This window comes from Nocardioides sp. P4_G10 (genome assembly GCF_056401175.1).
The window spans coordinates 82,537-98,479 of record NZ_JBFUJV010000011.1 but is presented as its reverse complement, the minus strand read 5'-3'; the positions used below and the strand labels follow the sequence as shown (position 1 = coordinate 98,479).

11 protein-coding genes are annotated in these 15,943 nt (G+C 72.0%); 7 read left to right on the top strand and 4 right to left on the bottom strand.

All coding sequences use genetic code 11. The annotated features are described in order from the left end of the window. The first annotated feature begins 59 nt into the window (after positions 1–59). Positions 60–305: a hypothetical protein gene (locus AC1DP1_RS13190; protein WP_477507219.1), complete on the top strand. Its 246-nt coding sequence runs from the start codon at positions 60–62 to the stop codon at positions 303–305. Positions 306–329: 24 nt separating this feature from the next. Here the strand turns inward: AC1DP1_RS13190 and AC1DP1_RS13185 are convergent, their stop codons facing one another. Continuing rightward, positions 330–3,431: a BTAD domain-containing putative transcriptional regulator gene (locus AC1DP1_RS13185; protein ID WP_477507218.1), complete on the bottom strand. Its 3,102-nt coding sequence runs from the start codon at positions 3,429–3,431 to the stop codon at positions 330–332. A 150-nt stretch (positions 3,432–3,581) separates the two neighbouring features. After that, positions 3,582–4,997: an FAD-binding oxidoreductase gene (locus tag AC1DP1_RS13180; protein ID WP_477507217.1), complete on the bottom strand. Its 1,416-nt coding sequence runs from the start codon at positions 4,995–4,997 to the stop codon at positions 3,582–3,584. A gap of 654 nt (positions 4,998–5,651) precedes the next feature. On the opposite strand from AC1DP1_RS13180, the gene AC1DP1_RS13175 reads away from it, so the two are divergent. The 6 genes from AC1DP1_RS13175 (at position 5,652) to AC1DP1_RS13150 (ending at position 12,980) form a co-directional block, all read left to right on the top strand. Continuing rightward, positions 5,652–7,472, top strand: coding sequence for a histidine kinase N-terminal 7TM domain-containing protein (locus AC1DP1_RS13175; RefSeq protein WP_477507216.1), 1,821 nt, complete (start codon positions 5,652–5,654; stop codon positions 7,470–7,472). A 180-nt stretch (positions 7,473–7,652) separates the two neighbouring features. After that, the gene (locus AC1DP1_RS13170) at positions 7,653–8,477 is read left to right on the top strand and encodes a bestrophin-like domain (protein WP_477507215.1); all 825 of its coding nucleotides are present in this window, start codon (positions 7,653–7,655) and stop codon (positions 8,475–8,477) included. Further along, positions 8,461–9,111, top strand: coding sequence for a hypothetical protein (locus AC1DP1_RS13165; protein ID WP_477507214.1), 651 nt, complete (start codon positions 8,461–8,463; stop codon positions 9,109–9,111). The genes AC1DP1_RS13170 and AC1DP1_RS13165 overlap by 17 nt, the downstream gene beginning before the upstream one ends. Before the next feature lie 57 nt (positions 9,112–9,168). Continuing rightward, the gene (locus AC1DP1_RS13160; RefSeq protein ID WP_477507213.1) at positions 9,169–9,711 is read left to right on the top strand and encodes a DUF2231 domain-containing protein; all 543 of its coding nucleotides are present in this window, start codon (positions 9,169–9,171) and stop codon (positions 9,709–9,711) included. Positions 9,712–9,995: 284 nt separating this feature from the next. Then, a complete protein-coding gene (locus AC1DP1_RS13155) occupies positions 9,996–11,321 on the top strand; it encodes a phospholipase D-like domain-containing protein (RefSeq protein WP_477507212.1) in 1,326 nt (441 codons plus the stop codon). Positions 11,322–11,516: 195 nt separating this feature from the next. Beyond that, positions 11,517–12,980: a phospholipase D-like domain-containing protein gene (locus tag AC1DP1_RS13150; RefSeq protein WP_477507211.1), complete on the top strand. Its 1,464-nt coding sequence runs from the start codon at positions 11,517–11,519 to the stop codon at positions 12,978–12,980. A 244-nt stretch (positions 12,981–13,224) separates the two neighbouring features. Here the strand turns inward: AC1DP1_RS13150 and AC1DP1_RS13145 are convergent, their stop codons facing one another. Next, complete coding sequence (locus tag AC1DP1_RS13145; RefSeq protein ID WP_477507210.1) at positions 13,225–14,310, bottom strand: ArsB/NhaD family transporter; 1,086 nt, start codon at positions 14,308–14,310, stop codon at positions 13,225–13,227. A gap of 4 nt (positions 14,311–14,314) precedes the next feature. Next, positions 14,315–15,841, bottom strand: coding sequence for a sulfatase-like hydrolase/transferase (locus tag AC1DP1_RS13140; RefSeq protein ID WP_477507209.1), 1,527 nt, complete (start codon positions 15,839–15,841; stop codon positions 14,315–14,317). Positions 15,842–15,943 lie beyond the last annotated feature (102 nt).

The following is a 15,943-nucleotide window of genomic DNA, read 5'->3' as shown; positions in this document are numbered from 1 at the left end:
TTGTCGCCGATCCGCGGACGTCGGACCGGCCCGCCCCGGGCGAAGGGACGGCCCGGCGCGTGGTACGACGCGACGTCCGCCCTCGCCTGGACGGGCTCCTCTACGTCGGGTCGATGGTGCTGTCCACGGCGATCCTCACCCTCGTCGAGGTCAGGCTCGCCCGCCATCCCGAGCTCACCGACGGCGCCGACGACGCCGACCCGGTCAACGGTGCCGCCAACGTGGCTCTGCTCCTGGTGGCGCTGGTCATCACGCTCGTGGTGCCAGTGTCAGCAGCGCGGGCCTGGCGACGACTGCGTACCTGACTGGACCTGCCCAGGGGAGCGATCTCAGGAGGTCGTGAACGGAGCGGCGTCCGCGGCCCGCTCGAGCCGCCCCCGCCACAACCGGCTGCCGGTGCGTGCGAGGGCGTCCAGTCCGGCTGCCGCGGCCTTCGCCGCCCGGTCCGGGTGGCCGGTGGCTGCCTCGGCCTCGGCCAGCATCGTGTAGACGATCGGGTCGTGCATCCGGGTGCCCGTCGCGCGGTATCCCTCCGTTGCTGAACGGGCGAGCTCCACTGCATCGGATGCGTGGGTGGCGCCGGAGATCGCATCGCCCCAGCTCTCGTTGAGCGCGGCGAAGTGCCCGAGCAGGTCGGCTCCGGCGAGTCGCCCCAGCCTCGCGCCCTCGACGCCGTCGTCGTGGGCCTTGTGGGGCTCCTCGAACGCGGCGTACATCATCCCGCGGGTGGCGAGGGCGTCGCTCTCGTCCGCCGGTCCCGAGAGGTGCGCCTGGTGCACCATCTCGTCGGCGACGGCGATCGCGTCGTCCCGGCGTCCCGCCTCGGCGAGCGCGTGGCACAAGAACATCCGGATGCGTACGGCCGGGTCCCCGAAGGCGATGACGAGCACGCCGACCCCAGCGCCTTGCGCGAGCTGGAGGGCACGCTCGAGCTCCTGCACGGCGGGCTCGGCGTCGCCGAGGCACCACAGGACCGAGCCGCGGGCGAGACGGCCCAGGAGGGTGAAGCGATCGGCGGCCTCCGGACCCTGTGCTGATGCGGCGTGTGCCAGTACGACGTCGGCGAGCTGCTGGACGGCGGCGAAGTCGCCCGCCATGAGCAGCCACAGGTAACGGCGGTAGATCGCTGCGAACACGTCCGGCCCGGGTTCGAGCCCGAGCGCGAGCTCGAGGGCACGTTCGAGGGCGGCGCCGGCCTCCGGTGCGCCGAGACCGAGCCGGGTCATCGCGAGCGTCCCGCGGCGCGCCTGCAGGGCCAGCTCGAGGCCGTCGCGCGCGGCGCCTGCCGGGACCCTCTCGAGCAGGCCGAGGGACTGGTCGATGAGCTCGTCGGCGTGGTCGAAGGCCAGCTGCGTCATCGCGCGGTCGACGGCCTGGGTCGCGGTGGAGATGACGAGCCCTGGTTCGACGAGGTCGCCCCCCGCCATGAGCTGGTGGACGAGGTCGTCGACGTCCACCCCGGGGCGCTGCGACATTGCCTCGCCGACGGCCGCGTGCAGGCGCATCCGTGCGCGGGCGCCCAGCTGCGCGTACAGCGCCTCTCGGATCAACGCGTGCTGGAAGTGGAGGACCGGGGCGGGGGAGCCGACCTCGACGGTGAGTCCGGACGCCACCGCCGCGGCAAGCCCGGCGTCGACGTCGTCCGGGGACAGCCCCGAGACCACCTCGAGCAGGCCGAGCTCGCAGTCCCTCCCCACCACCGCTGCGACGTCGAGCAGCCGCCGGGCCTGGACCGGTAGCCGGCTCAGTCGATGGGTGAGGACGTCGTGGACCGTCTCGGGGATGTCGTCCCACGCCAGGTGCGGGTGGGTGGAGTCCCGCACCAGCCGGGCGAGCTCCTGGAGGAAGAACGGGTTGCCGCCCGTGCGCGCGGCGGCCCGGGCAGCCAGGGCCTCGTCGGGCTGCCAGCCGAGACGTACGGCGAGCAGGTCCCGCGACGCCTCCTCGGGCAGTCCGGACATGCGGAGGCGTTCGGTGGCCGGCGTCCGCGCGAGTCGAGCGAGCATCGATCCGAACGCTCCTGCTGGCGCTGCGTCCTCCACGCGGTAGGTGCACAGCAGCACGATCGGGGCGTCGCTGACCAGCCCGGCGAGCGTCGACAGGAGCAACAGGCTTGCCTCGTCGGCCCAGTGGAGGTCCTCGAGCACGACCAGCAGGAGGCCGGAGCGGCGCGCCTCGCCGACGAGGAGGTCCGCCACCGCGTCGTGCAGCGCCGCCTGGGTGAGGTTGGACCCCTCGGCCATCCCAGCAGTGCCCATCACCACACCAGCCGGACCGTCACCCGGGACGCCCGGAAGGTTGCGAAGGACCTGCGCCCACGGCCAGTAGGGCGTGCCGTCGCTCGTCTCGTTGGTCCGGCCGACGGCCACCACCGTGCCGACGGCACGAGTCCTCGCGGCGACCTCCTCCGCCAACCGGGTCTTCCCGATCCCGGCCTCGCCCGACACCACCCAGACCGCACCGTGGCCCTGCGCGCCGCGACGTACGGCCCGCTCGAGGAGGTCGACCTCGGCGTCGCGACCCAGGAGGGGGTGCCTGCCCGCCGGTCCCGTCGTTCCCGATGCTCCAGGTGGACTGGCCGGCACACCTTCCACGACGGCTGCGGTCCGCGGCGGGGACCAGTCCAGGGTCGGGTCCTGCTGCAGGAGCTGGGCGTGCAGTCGTCGAAGCGCGGGACCGGGATCCACCCCTACGTCCTCGGAGAGCTGGTCGCGCAGTGCCTGGTAGGCGGCCAGGGCGTCGGTCTGTCGACCGCTCCGGTAGAGCGCCAGCAGCCGCAGGGCGTGGAGGCTCTCGCGCAGCGGCTCGCCGACGAGCAGGTGCTCCGCCGCGGTGGCCGCGTCAGGTGCGCGACCGACCCCGAGGAGGGCCTCCACCCGGGTCTCACGGGCACGCAGCACCAGGTCGGCGAGCCGCTGCGCCTCGGCGGCTGCCACCGGCCCGAGCGCGTCGACCACATCGCTGAGCGGGTCTCCCGTCACCAGGGCCAACCCCTCGTCGAGCAGCTCGAGGGCGGCGCCGGGATCGGTGGTCACCCGGGCGCGAGCCGCGTCGGCCAACCGGGTGAGGCGCCAGGCGTCGAGGGCGCCCTCGGGCAGCTCGAGGACGTACCCGGGCGCACGACGCGTCACCCGGACCGACGGGGGCTCGACCCTGTCACCGCTGGCGGTGTCGCCGAGAGCGCGGCGGAGGCGGGACACGCACACCTGCAACGACGAGAGCGCGGACTCGGACGTCGAGTCCCCCCACAGCTCGGTGAGCAGCCGGTCGACGGACACGACCCGCCCGGCGTCGGCCGCCAGCAGTCCCAGCAGCCCGCGCTGCAGCGGTGAGGAGATGCCACACGCGCGCCCGTCGACCGTGGCTGACACCGGACCGAGCACGCGTACGAGCGTCTGCGGCGCGGGTGCCGCGCCGGGCTCCAGTGTCACGCGATGCTCCGATCGGGGTGCACAGACCGAGACACTAGGGTCGCTCGCGCCTCGGCGGAAGCCGATTCGCACCGCACGTACGTCGAAGGAACGCCGAGGTGGCCACCACACGCCCCCCGACGTGTGGTGACCACCTGGTGGAGGAGCCGGTCAGACGGGCCGGTTGCTGCGGAACACGCCTGCCGGGTCGGTGGAGGCCTTGACCTGGCGGAGGCGCGCCCGAGAGGTGACGGAGAAGGTGGACCCGAGGTCGGACTCCGCGCCCAGGAAGTTGAAGAGCGTCCGTCCGCTCCGCTGCCCGGCCAACGCCGTACGCACCTCGCCGAACGCCGCCTCGATCGCCTCCGGCAGGCCAGGAGCCACCGGGACGCCGAGGCAGAACACGGAGTACTCCTCCGCGATCGCGCCATTGGGTCCGTCCGCGAGGGTCGCCCGGGTGAGGGCGCCGCCGAGGTGGCGGATCTGCACCACCGCGAGGGGGATGTCGGCGTCGGTGCCGGCTGCATCGACCAGCCGGTCCAGCGTCGCGTCGTCCAGACCTCGCAGCAGCTCGGAGTACTCCTGGGTCGGCATCGGGTCGACCGGCTCGGCGGCGATCCCGCCCAGCTGCGAGAGCGGGACCACGCCGACCGTGTCGATGACCTGTGCGGGCAGCTGCCGCAGTCGGCTGAGCAACCGGTTGGCCTCGGTCTCCGAGCCGAGGAACGTCAGGTCCACCGACACGAAGGAGCGCCCCCGCAGGAGCTCGGGAAGCTCCGGCATCGGCGGGAACCTGAACAGGTGTGCCCAGAGGGTCAGCTCGTCGGGAGCATCCGCCGTGATCTGCCGGAACGCGCGCAGGACCGGGCGGGCCATCTCCAGCGGCCACAGCATCCTGCCGCCGACGATCGGACCCACATGGTCGAGCATGATCTCGACGGCGAGGACGACCCCGAAGTCGCCGCCCCCACCGCACATCGCCCAGAAGAGCTCCGGGTCGGCGGAGGGCGAGATCCGTCGACGGGCCCCCGTTGCGTCGACGATCTCGAAGGCGACGACGCTGTGCGCGGTGAGCCCGAGGGCACGGCTGAACCAGCTGAGCCCGCCACCGAGGGTGAACCCGACGACACTCGGGTCCGGGCTGCTCCCGGCCAGGGCCATCAGCCCGGTCGGCTCCAGAGCGGCGAGCAGGGTGCCCCACTTGACCCCTGCGCCCACGCGGGCGACGCGGCGCTCGACGTCGATGGTGAGGTCCTGGAGCGCGCCGGTGCGCAGCAGGACGGTCCCGGTGAGGGCGGTCGTGGCCCCGTGGCCGACGGGCTGGGTCGAGACGCTCAGGCCGTGGCGGGCCGCGCACCCGACGGCGACGACCACGTCGTCCGGGGTCTGCACGGTGACGACGGCGATCGGGTGCTGGTCGACGTTGACCGACCAGCCCAGCCGGGCCAGGTCCCAGCCCTCGTGCGCCGGCAGCATCACGCGTCCGGGCAGGAGGGTCTGCAGCTCGTCCAGCGCGGGGCCCGCGTCCTCGTGGGAGGGCAGGGGTCGGAGGGCGGCGAGCGGCGAGCGGCTGTCGAGGTCGGTCATGGCAGTGCCTTTCGGGTGGGCGGGTCGCGAGCAGGAGTGAAGGCGTACGCGCAGAGCTGCGGGTCGCGCCCTTCGTGGTCGGCTCCAGGGACTCGTGCCGATCAGATGTCCGGAGCCTGTCGGCACCTGCTTGCCGTCGGCTGACCGATCACTTGCCGCCCACCAACGGCGTCCTGGGTCCGCTTGCCGCGGGACGGTCGACGATCCGCACCGCGGCCCGCTGCCCTGGTGACGTGCTGGCCAACCGTCGATCCGTACGTCTCGAGGGTGCGGAACGGATGGTCTAGCGCTGTTCCACCCCCAGCGGTGAAGTTCTGGGAGTGGCCCGCGTGGGCGCGGGCGCCGACGTACGGTCGCGGCACGACCCCCGCGGGGGCGTTGGGGTCGAGGCCCCGCCGGGCCACGGGGCTTGGCGGGGCTGGTCTCCGAGCATCCGCCTTGCCGATGTCACGGCGGACCAACGGACCTTGTCGGGGCGCTCTTCCGGGACGCCGAGGGGCTCGACGTACCCAAATTGTGGTGGAACGCTGGACAGACGCTCGTCTGCGTGGCGGTGCGTCGTGACCATGGGTGGATCGTGGGTCGCTTCCCAGCCGTGGGCAACGTTGGGTACCGGTCTGGATTGTGCCGTTGAGGGACGGGAGGGCACTCGGGGTGCTGACGTTCTTCGCCGTCATCATGGCGGTTGCCGGGGTTGCGCACGCCGGGCTCGCGACGTACGTCGCCTGGCGTCGGAACGTGCGCATGGGGTGGAGCCTGGCGGTGCTGCTCCTGGCGGTGGCGTGGTGGGGTGTGGCGTACGGGATGGAGCTCGCCGTCGACGACATCGCGCTCAAGAGTCGGTGGGGTGACCTGAAGTATCTCGGCGTCGCGATGCTGCCGCCGGCGTGGCTGACCTTCGTGCTGCAGTACACCGGGCGGGACCGGTGGGTCACCGGACGGTTGCTGTGCCTCCTGGCCGTCGTGCCGGTGTTGACGAACGTGATGCTGGCACTCCCCGCGACCCACGACCTCGTACGGTCCTACCCACCGTCGGCGGCCCTCGACCCGACTCCGGAGGTGGTGGCGGGACCCGCCTTCAACCTGTTGCTGGCGTACAACTACCTCGTCCTCCTCGTCGCGACAGTGTTGTTCGTCGCCAGCATGGGGCGCCTCGCACGCAGCTATCGCCGGATGGCCGCGGTGATGCTGGCCGCCGCCCTGGTCCCGTGGGCGGCCAACGTCCTGTACAACGCGAACGTGGGCTGGTTCGCCACCGTCGACCTGACGCCCTTCGCATTCACCGTCACTGGCGTGGTGCTGGTCTGGGGGCTCTTCGACGAGCGCCTCGTGGACCTCACACCTCTGGCACGCAGCGCCGTGCTCGAGAGGATGTCGGACGCGGTCTACGTCACCGACCTCTTCGGCCGCATCGTCGACGCCAACCCCGCCGCGGCGCGGCTGATGGGGGCAAGCCGCGCTGCGCTGCTCGGGCGACGATTGGCGGACATCGTCCCGATGGGAGGTGCTGGCACTGCGCTGGACGAGGTCAGCCTGCCCGGAGGAAATGCCGACGCGGGAAGCCGCACCTTCGACGTCTCCCACGAGCGACTCGTCGACGGGTCGGGGCGGCCGGCCGGGACGGTGGTGGTGCTGCACGAGATCACCGAACGTGTCCGCGACCGCCGGCGCCTCCAGGAGGTCCTCGACGACCAGTCCCGCGTCGCCTCGGAGCTGCAGGCGAGCATGGTGCCCCCAGCGCTTCCCGAGATCAGCGGCATCGAGCTCGCCAGCCAGTACCGTCCGGCCGGCGATGGTCGAGAAGTTGGCGGCGACTTCCTCGACGTGTTCGACCTGGGTGAGCAGACATGGGGCTTCGTGCTCGGCGACGTCAGCGGGAAGGGTGCAGCTGCCGCGACGGTGAGTGCGGCTACTCGCTACTCGCTACGGGCCTTGGCCGACGCGCGCTCCCTGCCCAGCGACACGGTGCGCAAGGTGAACTCGACCTTGCTGAGCCAGACCGACCTGGAACGCCACTGCACGCTCGTGTACGGGACCCTGCGACCCGAGGACGACGGATTAGCTGTGGTGTTCACGCTGGCCGGTCACCACCCGCCCATCGTGCTGCGCGCCACCGGAGAAGTGGAGGAAGTCGGTGCCCTCGGCACCGCCATCGCGCTGTTCGACCAGCCCGACCTCCACGACACCGCCCTCCACCTGGCCCCCGGAGACCTCCTGTGCGTCTTCACCGACGGTCTCGTGGAGGCCAGGCAGCGGGGACGCGGGATGTTCGGTACCGAGCGGGTGGCCGAGCTGCTCCGCAGCCACGCGGACCGGCCCGCCGTGGAGCTGTCCGCCCTGCTCGTCGACGCCGTCCAGCAGTTCCACGGCGACCAGCTCGCGGACGACCTGGCCATCCTGATCCTCGGCTGCAGCAAGGACGTCTCGGGAGTGTCCAGCACGAGCACGGCGCGCAGGTGCTCGACGCCGGCGTGAGCCTGGCCCCGACGGTGCTGCCGGCCCTTGCAGGTGCACCCCGGCGGCCTCACTCACCGAGGGTGAGGTGCGCGGCGGTGCATGCGGTGACGCTGGACGCGATCGCCCCCTCGAGCGAGGACACCAGATGCCAACCGTTCGCGAGCTCCCACGACCTCCGCGGCGCCCCGGGGGAGCGCGATGAACCTGGTGGTCGGGATCCTCGTGGTCGTCGTTGCCACGGCGGTGACCGTGACTGCGATGCTGGCGGTCCGTCGTCGCGCTCCGGAGGGCAGCTACTTCCAGGACGGCGACCGCGCGTCCGGTGTCTTCGGGGTGCTCGCCACGGGCTTCTCCGTGCTGCTCGGCTTCATCATCTTCCTGTCCTTCCAGTCGTACGACTCCTCCCGTACCGGCGCCGACCTGGAGGCGACGACGGTCCTGCAGCAGACGCAGACCGCTCAGTTCCTCCCGACCGCGGTCTCCGGTGAGCTGACTGCCGAGCTGGCTTGCTACGCCCGATCGGTCGCGGGTCCGGAGTGGGAGGCGCTCGAGGCCGGGACGCTCGGCGATCGCATGAACCCCTGGGGCGTGGAGATGTTCCGGACCATCTCGGACGTGGTGCCGCAGGAGGCTACGGAGCAGTCGGCGTACGACCGCTGGATGGACCAGACGATCCAGCGCGAGCAGGCGAGGATCACCCGGGTGCACGGTGCCGAAGGCATCATCCCGCTCCCGCTGTGGCTGGCCCTGTTCCTGATCACGGCCGTCATCTTCGGCTACCTGCTCTTCTTCGCGGACCCGACGGAGGGACCCGTCACCCAGGGGATGCTCATGGGGAGCTCGACGGCGGTCATCGCACTGCTCCTGCTCCTGCTGGCGTTCTTCGACCATCCGCACGGCGGCGGCATCGGACGACTGCAGCCGACTGCGATGGAGCGGACCGTGCGGTTGATCGACACCGAGCTCGAGATCCTCGACCTCGACGTCCCGCTCCCGTGTGACGCCGATGGCAACCCGCTCTGAGGCGGCGACGGACCGCCGTCGCGACTGGCAGGAGGGCGTGGCCACGGTGCTCCTCGTCGTCGCCGCCGTGGCGACGTCGTGGAGCAGCTACCAGGCGACGCGGTGGAACGGCGAGCAGGCCGCCGCTGCGGGGCGCACCAACGCCATCAGGATCGAGGCGTCGCGCGCCGACAGCCTCGCTGAGGCGCAGACCGAGATCGACGTGGCCACGTTCATCGCGTGGGCCGAGGCCGACGTGACCGGCGACCGCGAGCTCGCAGACTTCGTGATGGATCGCTTTCGCGCCGAGTTCCGCCGCGCGTTCGACGCCTGGACCGTCACCGCTCCGCTGACGAACCCCGACGCTCCGCCCACTCCCTTCGCGATGGACGAGTACCACCTCGTGTCACAGCAGCAGGCTGACGAGCTGGACGCGCGAGCCGAGGCGTCAGCCGCCGAGGTCCGAGCCAACATCCAGCGCGCCAGCAACTACGTCCTCACCGTGGTCCTCTACGCCGTGGCCCTCTTCTTCGCGGGCATGAGCACGCGCGTCAACGCGCCTCGGCTGCGGTGGGTCCTGACACTGGCCGGCTGCGCCGTCTTCCTCGGCACGCTGGGCTGGATCGCCACCTTCCCCGTGAGCATCGCTGTCTGACCCGCGGGCTCGACCACGTGCATTGACCCGTGGACCCCGTCGGGCGAGGCTGGAGCCATGGACACGCCGCGGCTGGTGCGCTGGACCCGCAACCTCGAGGACACCGCAGCGCTCGACGGCGCCGTGCGCGCGCTCGAGCCACTCGTCGGCGCCGCGTTCGCGACCGGGCGGCGGGGCGAGGTCCTGCGCGGCGACTGGCTGGGGCACGCCGTCCACCCGGTGCTGACCGACGTCGTCCTCGGGACCTGGACCTCGGCGACCATCCTCGACCTGGTCGGCGGTCGCGACTCGCGGACCGCAGCGCAGCGCCTGATCGGCGTCAGCCTGCTGGCCGTCGGCCCCACGGCCTGGACCGGCTGGGCCGAGTGGGCGAGCGCGGCCGATCGCGACAAGCGGGTCGGGGTCGTGCACGCGGCGACCAACGCCGTGGCCATCGGGATCTTCGCGTCGTCCTGGCTCGCCCGCCGACGCGGCGACCACGCTGCCGGCGTACGCCGATCGCTGACGGGCGCGGCGGTCGCCACCGTCGGTGGCTACCTCGGCGGACACCTGGCCGCCGCTCGCAAGGTCGGGACGCACGACCCCGCGTACGCCGACTGAACCCGCGGGGCCCGACCTGCCCCGCGTGATCACGACGAGGGACGCGTGCCCGGGCCCGCCGTCGTTCCCGACGTCCTGAGCCGGGAGTCCCGGTCCGCACCGGGACCCCAGGACGCCGGGACCGCGCGCGGCCGACGGTGGTCGTCGACCGAGACTGCCCACCCGGGTGCGTCCGAACCGTCCCGCGGCCGGCGAGACCACAGGCCCGTGCCCGGGGAACGTCCGCGGCGGGACTGTCGATCCACGGGGCAGGAAGCCCCCGTCAACGGGATCGGGTGGTCGGGATGCGAACCAATCTGCTGGTGGGAACGGTGGTCCTCGGCGTCGCGGCAGCGGTCGCCACCCCGGTGCTCGGCGCAGCGTTCGGGGGAGCGACGGCAGGCTCGGCGCAGCACGCGGACAGCGCACGCCTGGCGGCCGCCGCGGCTGCCGAGGTCGTCCTGGCCCCCGCGGCAAGCGTGCTGTTCAACGACCCGACCGGCGGCGTGGCCGCCCAGGACCGGATCGCCGACCACGTGCTGGAGGCCATCGACGCCACGCCGGACCGCGGCACGATCCGCATGGCGGCCTACAGCTTCGACCGTCCCGACATCGCCGACGCGCTCCGCCAGGCGTGCACCCGCCGCCAGGTCACCGTCCAGGTCGTCCTGAACGACAACTTCGTCTCTCCACCCGTCCGGCGCCTGCAGCGGCTGCTGGGCACGGCCCCGGACGCGAGCCTCGGCGCCTGCGACGCGTCGGGCCGGACGGGCGCGGAGCCCAGYTTCGTCAAGGTGTGCCACGCCAGCTGCCGGCTCGGCGACCGCGGCAACCAGCACATGAAGGTCTACCTGTTCTCCGGAGGAGGCGATGGGGCGGACGACGCGTCCGACGTCGTGATGCTGGGATCGGCCAACCTCACCGGCTACGCCGCGGGTGTGCACTGGAACGACCTGGTGACCTTCAACGGGAGCCCGCAACTGTACGACGACTACAGCGGGGTCTTCGCCGAGCTGGCGGCGGACCGCCTGGTCGAGGCGCCGGCGGTCGACGTCACCCACGGCGACGTGACGACGAGCATCTCGTCCGGACGGCCCGCGGACGCGGACCACGACCCCGTCGCCCAGCGCTTGGCGCGGGTCGACTGCCGGGCACTCCCGGGGAGCGGCGTCGCCGGGCGGACCGTGCTCCGCATCAGCATGTACGGCTGGCGCGGCGCCCGTGGCGCAGACCTGGCCCGACGGGTCGCGGCACTGCGTGCCCAGGGGTGCCGGGTCCAGGCCCTGGTCAGCGCCGCAGGACCGGACGTCGTCGAGATCCTGCTCGCGGGCGGCGTCCGCGTCCGGAGCGCCTCGCTGGACGTCGACGACAACGTGGCGACGGGGTTCGAGACCTCCGGGTGGGAGCACTTCGTCCACGAGAAGTGGATGTCGGTCGACGGCACCTGGGACGGATCGGCCACCCGGGCGGTGTGGACCGGCTCGGAGAACTGGTCCGACGTGTCGCTGCTCAACGACGAGCTCGTCGTGATGATCCAGCGGGCAGCCATCCACGACGCCTACGTCGCGCACTTCGACGCCGTCTGGGCCGACCACTCCAGGTCGATGGAGCCGACCGCCGCCGGGATGTGAGCCTCGTCTCGCCAACCAGACACCCGGAGCCGACAACTTTGTCGGCCCGGGTGCCGTCACCCCATGGACGGGACCGGACCAGCGCACGCCGCGGGTCCGGTCGACATGCCCTGACCGCGCCCGTGACAGCGGGTCCGCGCGTCGGGGCCCGAGCGTGACGACGCCACCGACGGTGGCGGTCGGGAAGGCGAGTTCGTGCCGAGGTTGTTGGTCCTGTTCACCCTGTGCCTGGTCCTGGGCGCCCCACTGGCCGCGGTTCCCGCAGCGGCGGCCCCGGTCGGAGGCGTGGGTCCGACGGTCGCCCCGGCCATGGGGGCCGCGCAGGCGGCCCCGTCCGCTCGCAAGCGGTGGAAGGCACCGCAGGGCCCGTTCTTCAACGATCCACGCCGCAAGAAGGGCTGGTTCCGCATCGAGCGGAGGGTCATCGACACGATCAAGCACACGCCGCGGGGTTCGACGATCCGGATCGCGGTCTACTCGTTCGACCGGATGCCGGTCGCGAAGGCGCTCATCGCTGCGCACCGTCGCGGAGTGAAGGTGCAGATGATCCTCAACGACCACCAGTACACCAAGGCGATGCGAGCGATCCGCAAGGAGATCGGAGCCAAGCGCTATCGCTCGAGCTTCATCTACCGGTGCACGGCCGGGTGCCGGAGCAAGCAGAACCAGTACAACAACATGCACACGAAGTTCTACTCGTTCTCGCAGGCCGGCAGGTCCAAGGACGTCATCGCCGTGGGGTCGGCCAACATGATGCTCAACGCCGACATCCACCAGTGGAACGACCTCTACTTCACCTCCGGGGACCACGAGCTGTTCCGCCAGTTCGTCCGGCTGTTCAACGACATGCGCAAGGACCACGACACTCGTCAGCCACCGCAGTTCTTCTGCGGCACGCCCGCCAACGGCGTCGCGTGCGACGACTCGGTCGACAAGCACACGGTGTGGGCCTGGCCCAAGCCGTCGGGCCCGAGGAACGACCTCGTCCTCGACCTGCTCGGCAAGGTCCAGTGCCTGACCCCTGACGGCGCGGGCGGGCAGAAGCGGAGCCGCATCGCGGTGTCGATGCACACCATGCGGGGCAGGCGCGGCGACTACCTGGCCGCGGCGATCCGGCAGAAGTGGATCGAAGGGTGCAAGGTGCGCGTGATGTACGGCCTGATCGGCTACCACACCAAGCGCGTCGTCGGCGCTCCGACGCCGCGCGGGCGGATCCCGCTCCGCTCGACCGGGCTCGACTACAACCCCGACGACGACTACGACCTCAACAAGGACGGCAAGCCCGACCTGATCCTGAGCTACTACAGCCACCAGAAGTACGTCGCGATCCAGGGCAACTACAACGGCAACCCCGACACGGACATGGTCGTCACGGGCTCCGCCAACTGGGCGAGCCTGAGCCCCGGCAACGACGAGCTCTGGATGACGATCCGCGGCAAGAAGCTGACGCGGAAGTACGTCGCGAACTTCAACTACCAGTGGCGGAACAAGCGGAACTCACGCAACGCCTACACCACGACGTACGTCAACTTCCGCGTCGCCCGGACGGTCCTCGACGAGGACGGCACCCCTCGCACGGTCTGGAGGACCGTCCGCCGGCCGGTCACGACGATCGAGCGGGACCCCTACCGGCAGGGCCCCTACTGGGAGGCCGACTGAGGGCCGCTCGAGCGGTCCGAACCCGCCCGGGAAATTGTCCGACGAACCCGTAACACCCGGGACGGCATCGGCGCTGTTGAAGTAGGCGGCTGCGTTCCGCCGGGCCCCTCACTGCTCACCCGTGCCCCGACCTCCCGCCGAGGCACGGATCCCCCCAGAGGCAGTGGGACGGTTCGAAAACGCGCAGAACAGCGGCGTGGCCCTCCGGGGCCGCGCCGCTGCTGCGTTGCGGGTCGGGCGGGCGTCAGCGGATGGCGAGGGTCGCAGCCGTCACACAGGCCGCGGCGCAGATCGCCCCCCACCCCGCGAGCTTCAGGAGCGGGATCCGCAGCCCCGCCGATCGGCAGCGCTGCAACCACAGGAGCGTGGCGAGCGAGGCCCAGGGCGTGACCAGCGCACCGGCGTTCACGCCGACCAGTGTTGCCATGAGGCGGCGTACGTCGTCGGCCGCCGCCGGCTCGACGAGCAGGTAGGCGGGGAGGTTGTTGACCAGGTTGGCGCCGACCGCCGAGGCCGCCGACAGGTGCAGCAGGTCGATCGCCCGCACGCCGGTGCCGACGGCGGGCGCGAGCCAGTCGAGGAGACCCTCGCCCTGGGCGAGGCGGAGCAGGCCGGCGACGACCACGAAGCCGCCGGCCATCAGCCAGGGCGGGCGCACGTCGCGCAGCAGGCCGGGCGCGCGCCACAGCAGGGCCGCCAGCAGGACGAGTGCTGATCCCACGGCCACGACGGCCGGCTCGACGCCGACGGCGAACAGCGGTCCGATGGCGAGGCACACGACGGAGGCGACGACGAGCAGGACGCGGTCGTGCGGCTCGGCCGGCGGTTCGACGGCGTACGTCCCGCGCAGCGCGCGCCGCTGCAGGACGGCGATCAGGACGAGCGTGACCACCACGGCAGTGAGGGCCGGGGCAGCTGCCGTACGCACGTAGTCGCCGTGGCCCGCGCCGAGGTCCTCGAACCGGTGCACGGCCAGGAGGTTGGTCAGGTTGGACACCGGCAGCAGCAGCGAGCCGGTGTTGGCGGTCCAGAGCGTCGTGAGCGCGAAGGGGAGTGGCGCGACGCCGGTCTGGCTCGCGATCGCGAGGCCGACGGGCGTGAGCAGCACGGCGGTGGTGTCGAGGCTCAGCACGATCGTGCAGACCACGGCCAGCGCGGCGAACGTCAGCCACAGCAGCACCACCCGGTGGCGGGCACGGCGGGCGAGGGCGTGGGCGGCCACGTCGAAGACGCCGGCCAGCTGCGCGACCTCGGCGGTCACCGTGATCGCGAGCAGGAAGACCGCGACCGGCAGAACCTGGGACAGGACGGGGTGCAGGGCCTCGCTCACGGCGTCACGACGACGGCTCGCGGGCCGCGGTCGTCACTGGCTCGGGGACGGGGCCGAACTGCTGGTTGCAGGTCCAGCCCGCGCAGTCGACCAGCTCGCGACGGCGCAGCTCCAGGGTGGACCGGACTCCCGCGTAGGCCGGGTCGTCGACGAGGTTGACCATCTCGTCGGGGTCGAGGAGGTGGTCGTAGAGGAAGGTGTCGACGCCGTCGGTGCCGTAGAGGTAGCGCTCGGTGCGCACCCCGCGGTGCGACCAGCCGTCGCCGAGGGTGCGGCCGGTCTGGATGAGGGTCGTGTCGCGGAACGGCTGGTCCTCGCCGCGCAACGTCGGGGCCAGGGACGTGCCGTCCACCTGCCACTGCGGGGTGACCCCCGTCAGCGCCGCGAAGGTGACGGGCAGGTCGACCAGCGTCACCGGCAGCTGCGACGTGGCGCCGGCGACCACGTCCGGGCCCCGCACCAGGAGCGGGACCTGCAGCGCCTCGTCGGTGAGCACGTCCTTGCCGACGAAGCGGTGCTCGCCGAGGGAGTAGCCGTTGTCGGAGGTGAAGACGATGTAGGTGTCGTCGAGCACGCCCTCGTCGTCCAACGTCTCGACCAGGGACCCGACCGCACGGTCCACGGACTGCAGCGTCTGCAGCCGGGCGGTGTTCTCGGCGGAGACCTCGTCGCGCTGGACCGGGGTGCGCCGTCGCAGGTAGGCGGGCTGGTCGGACACGTCCTCCTCGTTGAAGGCCGGGTCGTCGAAGGCCGACGGGCGCTCGTCGAGGAACAGGTGCTCGTCCTGCGGCTCCGCGGGGGGCAGGCCGCGACCGCCCTCGGGGCTGATCCGGTAGTGCGGAGCGAGGTGCCACGCGTAGACGACGAACGGGTCGCCGCTGCGGGCGAAGTCGCGCACGGCCTCGTTGGTGTGGTCCTCGATCACCGAGGTGATGTAGCTGTCGGTGTAGCGGCGGGGGTCCCCGTCTCCGGTCATCGAGAAGTCGACGTAGTCGTAGACCCCCCGGGTGAGCGCGTCCCAGCGCGTCCAGCCGTCGGGGCGGACGTCGCGGGGACCGTAACCGTTGAGGAACTTGCCGACGAAGCCGGTGCGGTAACCGTTGGTCCGGAACCAGGTGCTGGCCTCCTGGGTCGGGTCGAGCGCCTGGAACCCGCCGTGCACGCCCCGGTTGTGCTGGACGCCGTTGTTCTGGGCGTACTGGCCGGTGGCGAGCTGTGCGCGCGCCGGGCAGCAGAGCGGGTGCGGGGAGATCGCGTCGGTGAACTCCATGCCCTGGTCGGCCAGCAGGCGCCGGGTGATCGGCATGTGGTCGAGGTCGTCGTCGCGCATGTCGTCGGTGAGCACGAAGACCAGGTTGGGACGGGTCGGCCCGTCGGCCTCGGCAGTGGGGGACTGGGTGCCCTGCACCATCCGCACCGAGCCGGGGCCGCCGGCGTCACCGGTGTCGCTGGTCGCAGTGACCGTGGCGAGGGTGGCGACGAGTACGACGAGCAGGGCAGCCGTGATCGACTGTGCCCACGCTCGCATCATGCCCCTCGCCGAGACCCTGAGGGTCCTTGTCGCTCGCCCCTGTACCGGCGCAACACTAGGGCGCTCCCACCCGCCTCCCCAAAGCGACACGACGACTGGGGC

Excerpts from the sequence above, each read along its gene's own strand:
- AC1DP1_RS13160 (WP_477507213.1), top strand. The coding sequence starts at position 9,169 with ATGGACACGCCGCGGCTGGTGCGCTGGACCCGCAACCTCGAGGACACC.
- AC1DP1_RS13170 (WP_477507215.1), top strand. The coding sequence starts at position 7,653 with ATGAACCTGGTGGTCGGGATCCTCGTGGTCGTCGTTGCCACGGCGGTG.
- AC1DP1_RS13140 (WP_477507209.1), bottom strand. The coding sequence starts at position 15,841 with ATGATGCGAGCGTGGGCACAGTCGATCACGGCTGCCCTGCTCGTCGTA.
- AC1DP1_RS13165 (WP_477507214.1), top strand. The coding sequence starts at position 8,461 with ATGGCAACCCGCTCTGAGGCGGCGACGGACCGCCGTCGCGACTGGCAG.
- AC1DP1_RS13180 (WP_477507217.1), bottom strand. The coding sequence starts at position 4,997 with ATGACCGACCTCGACAGCCGCTCGCCGCTCGCCGCCCTCCGACCCCTG.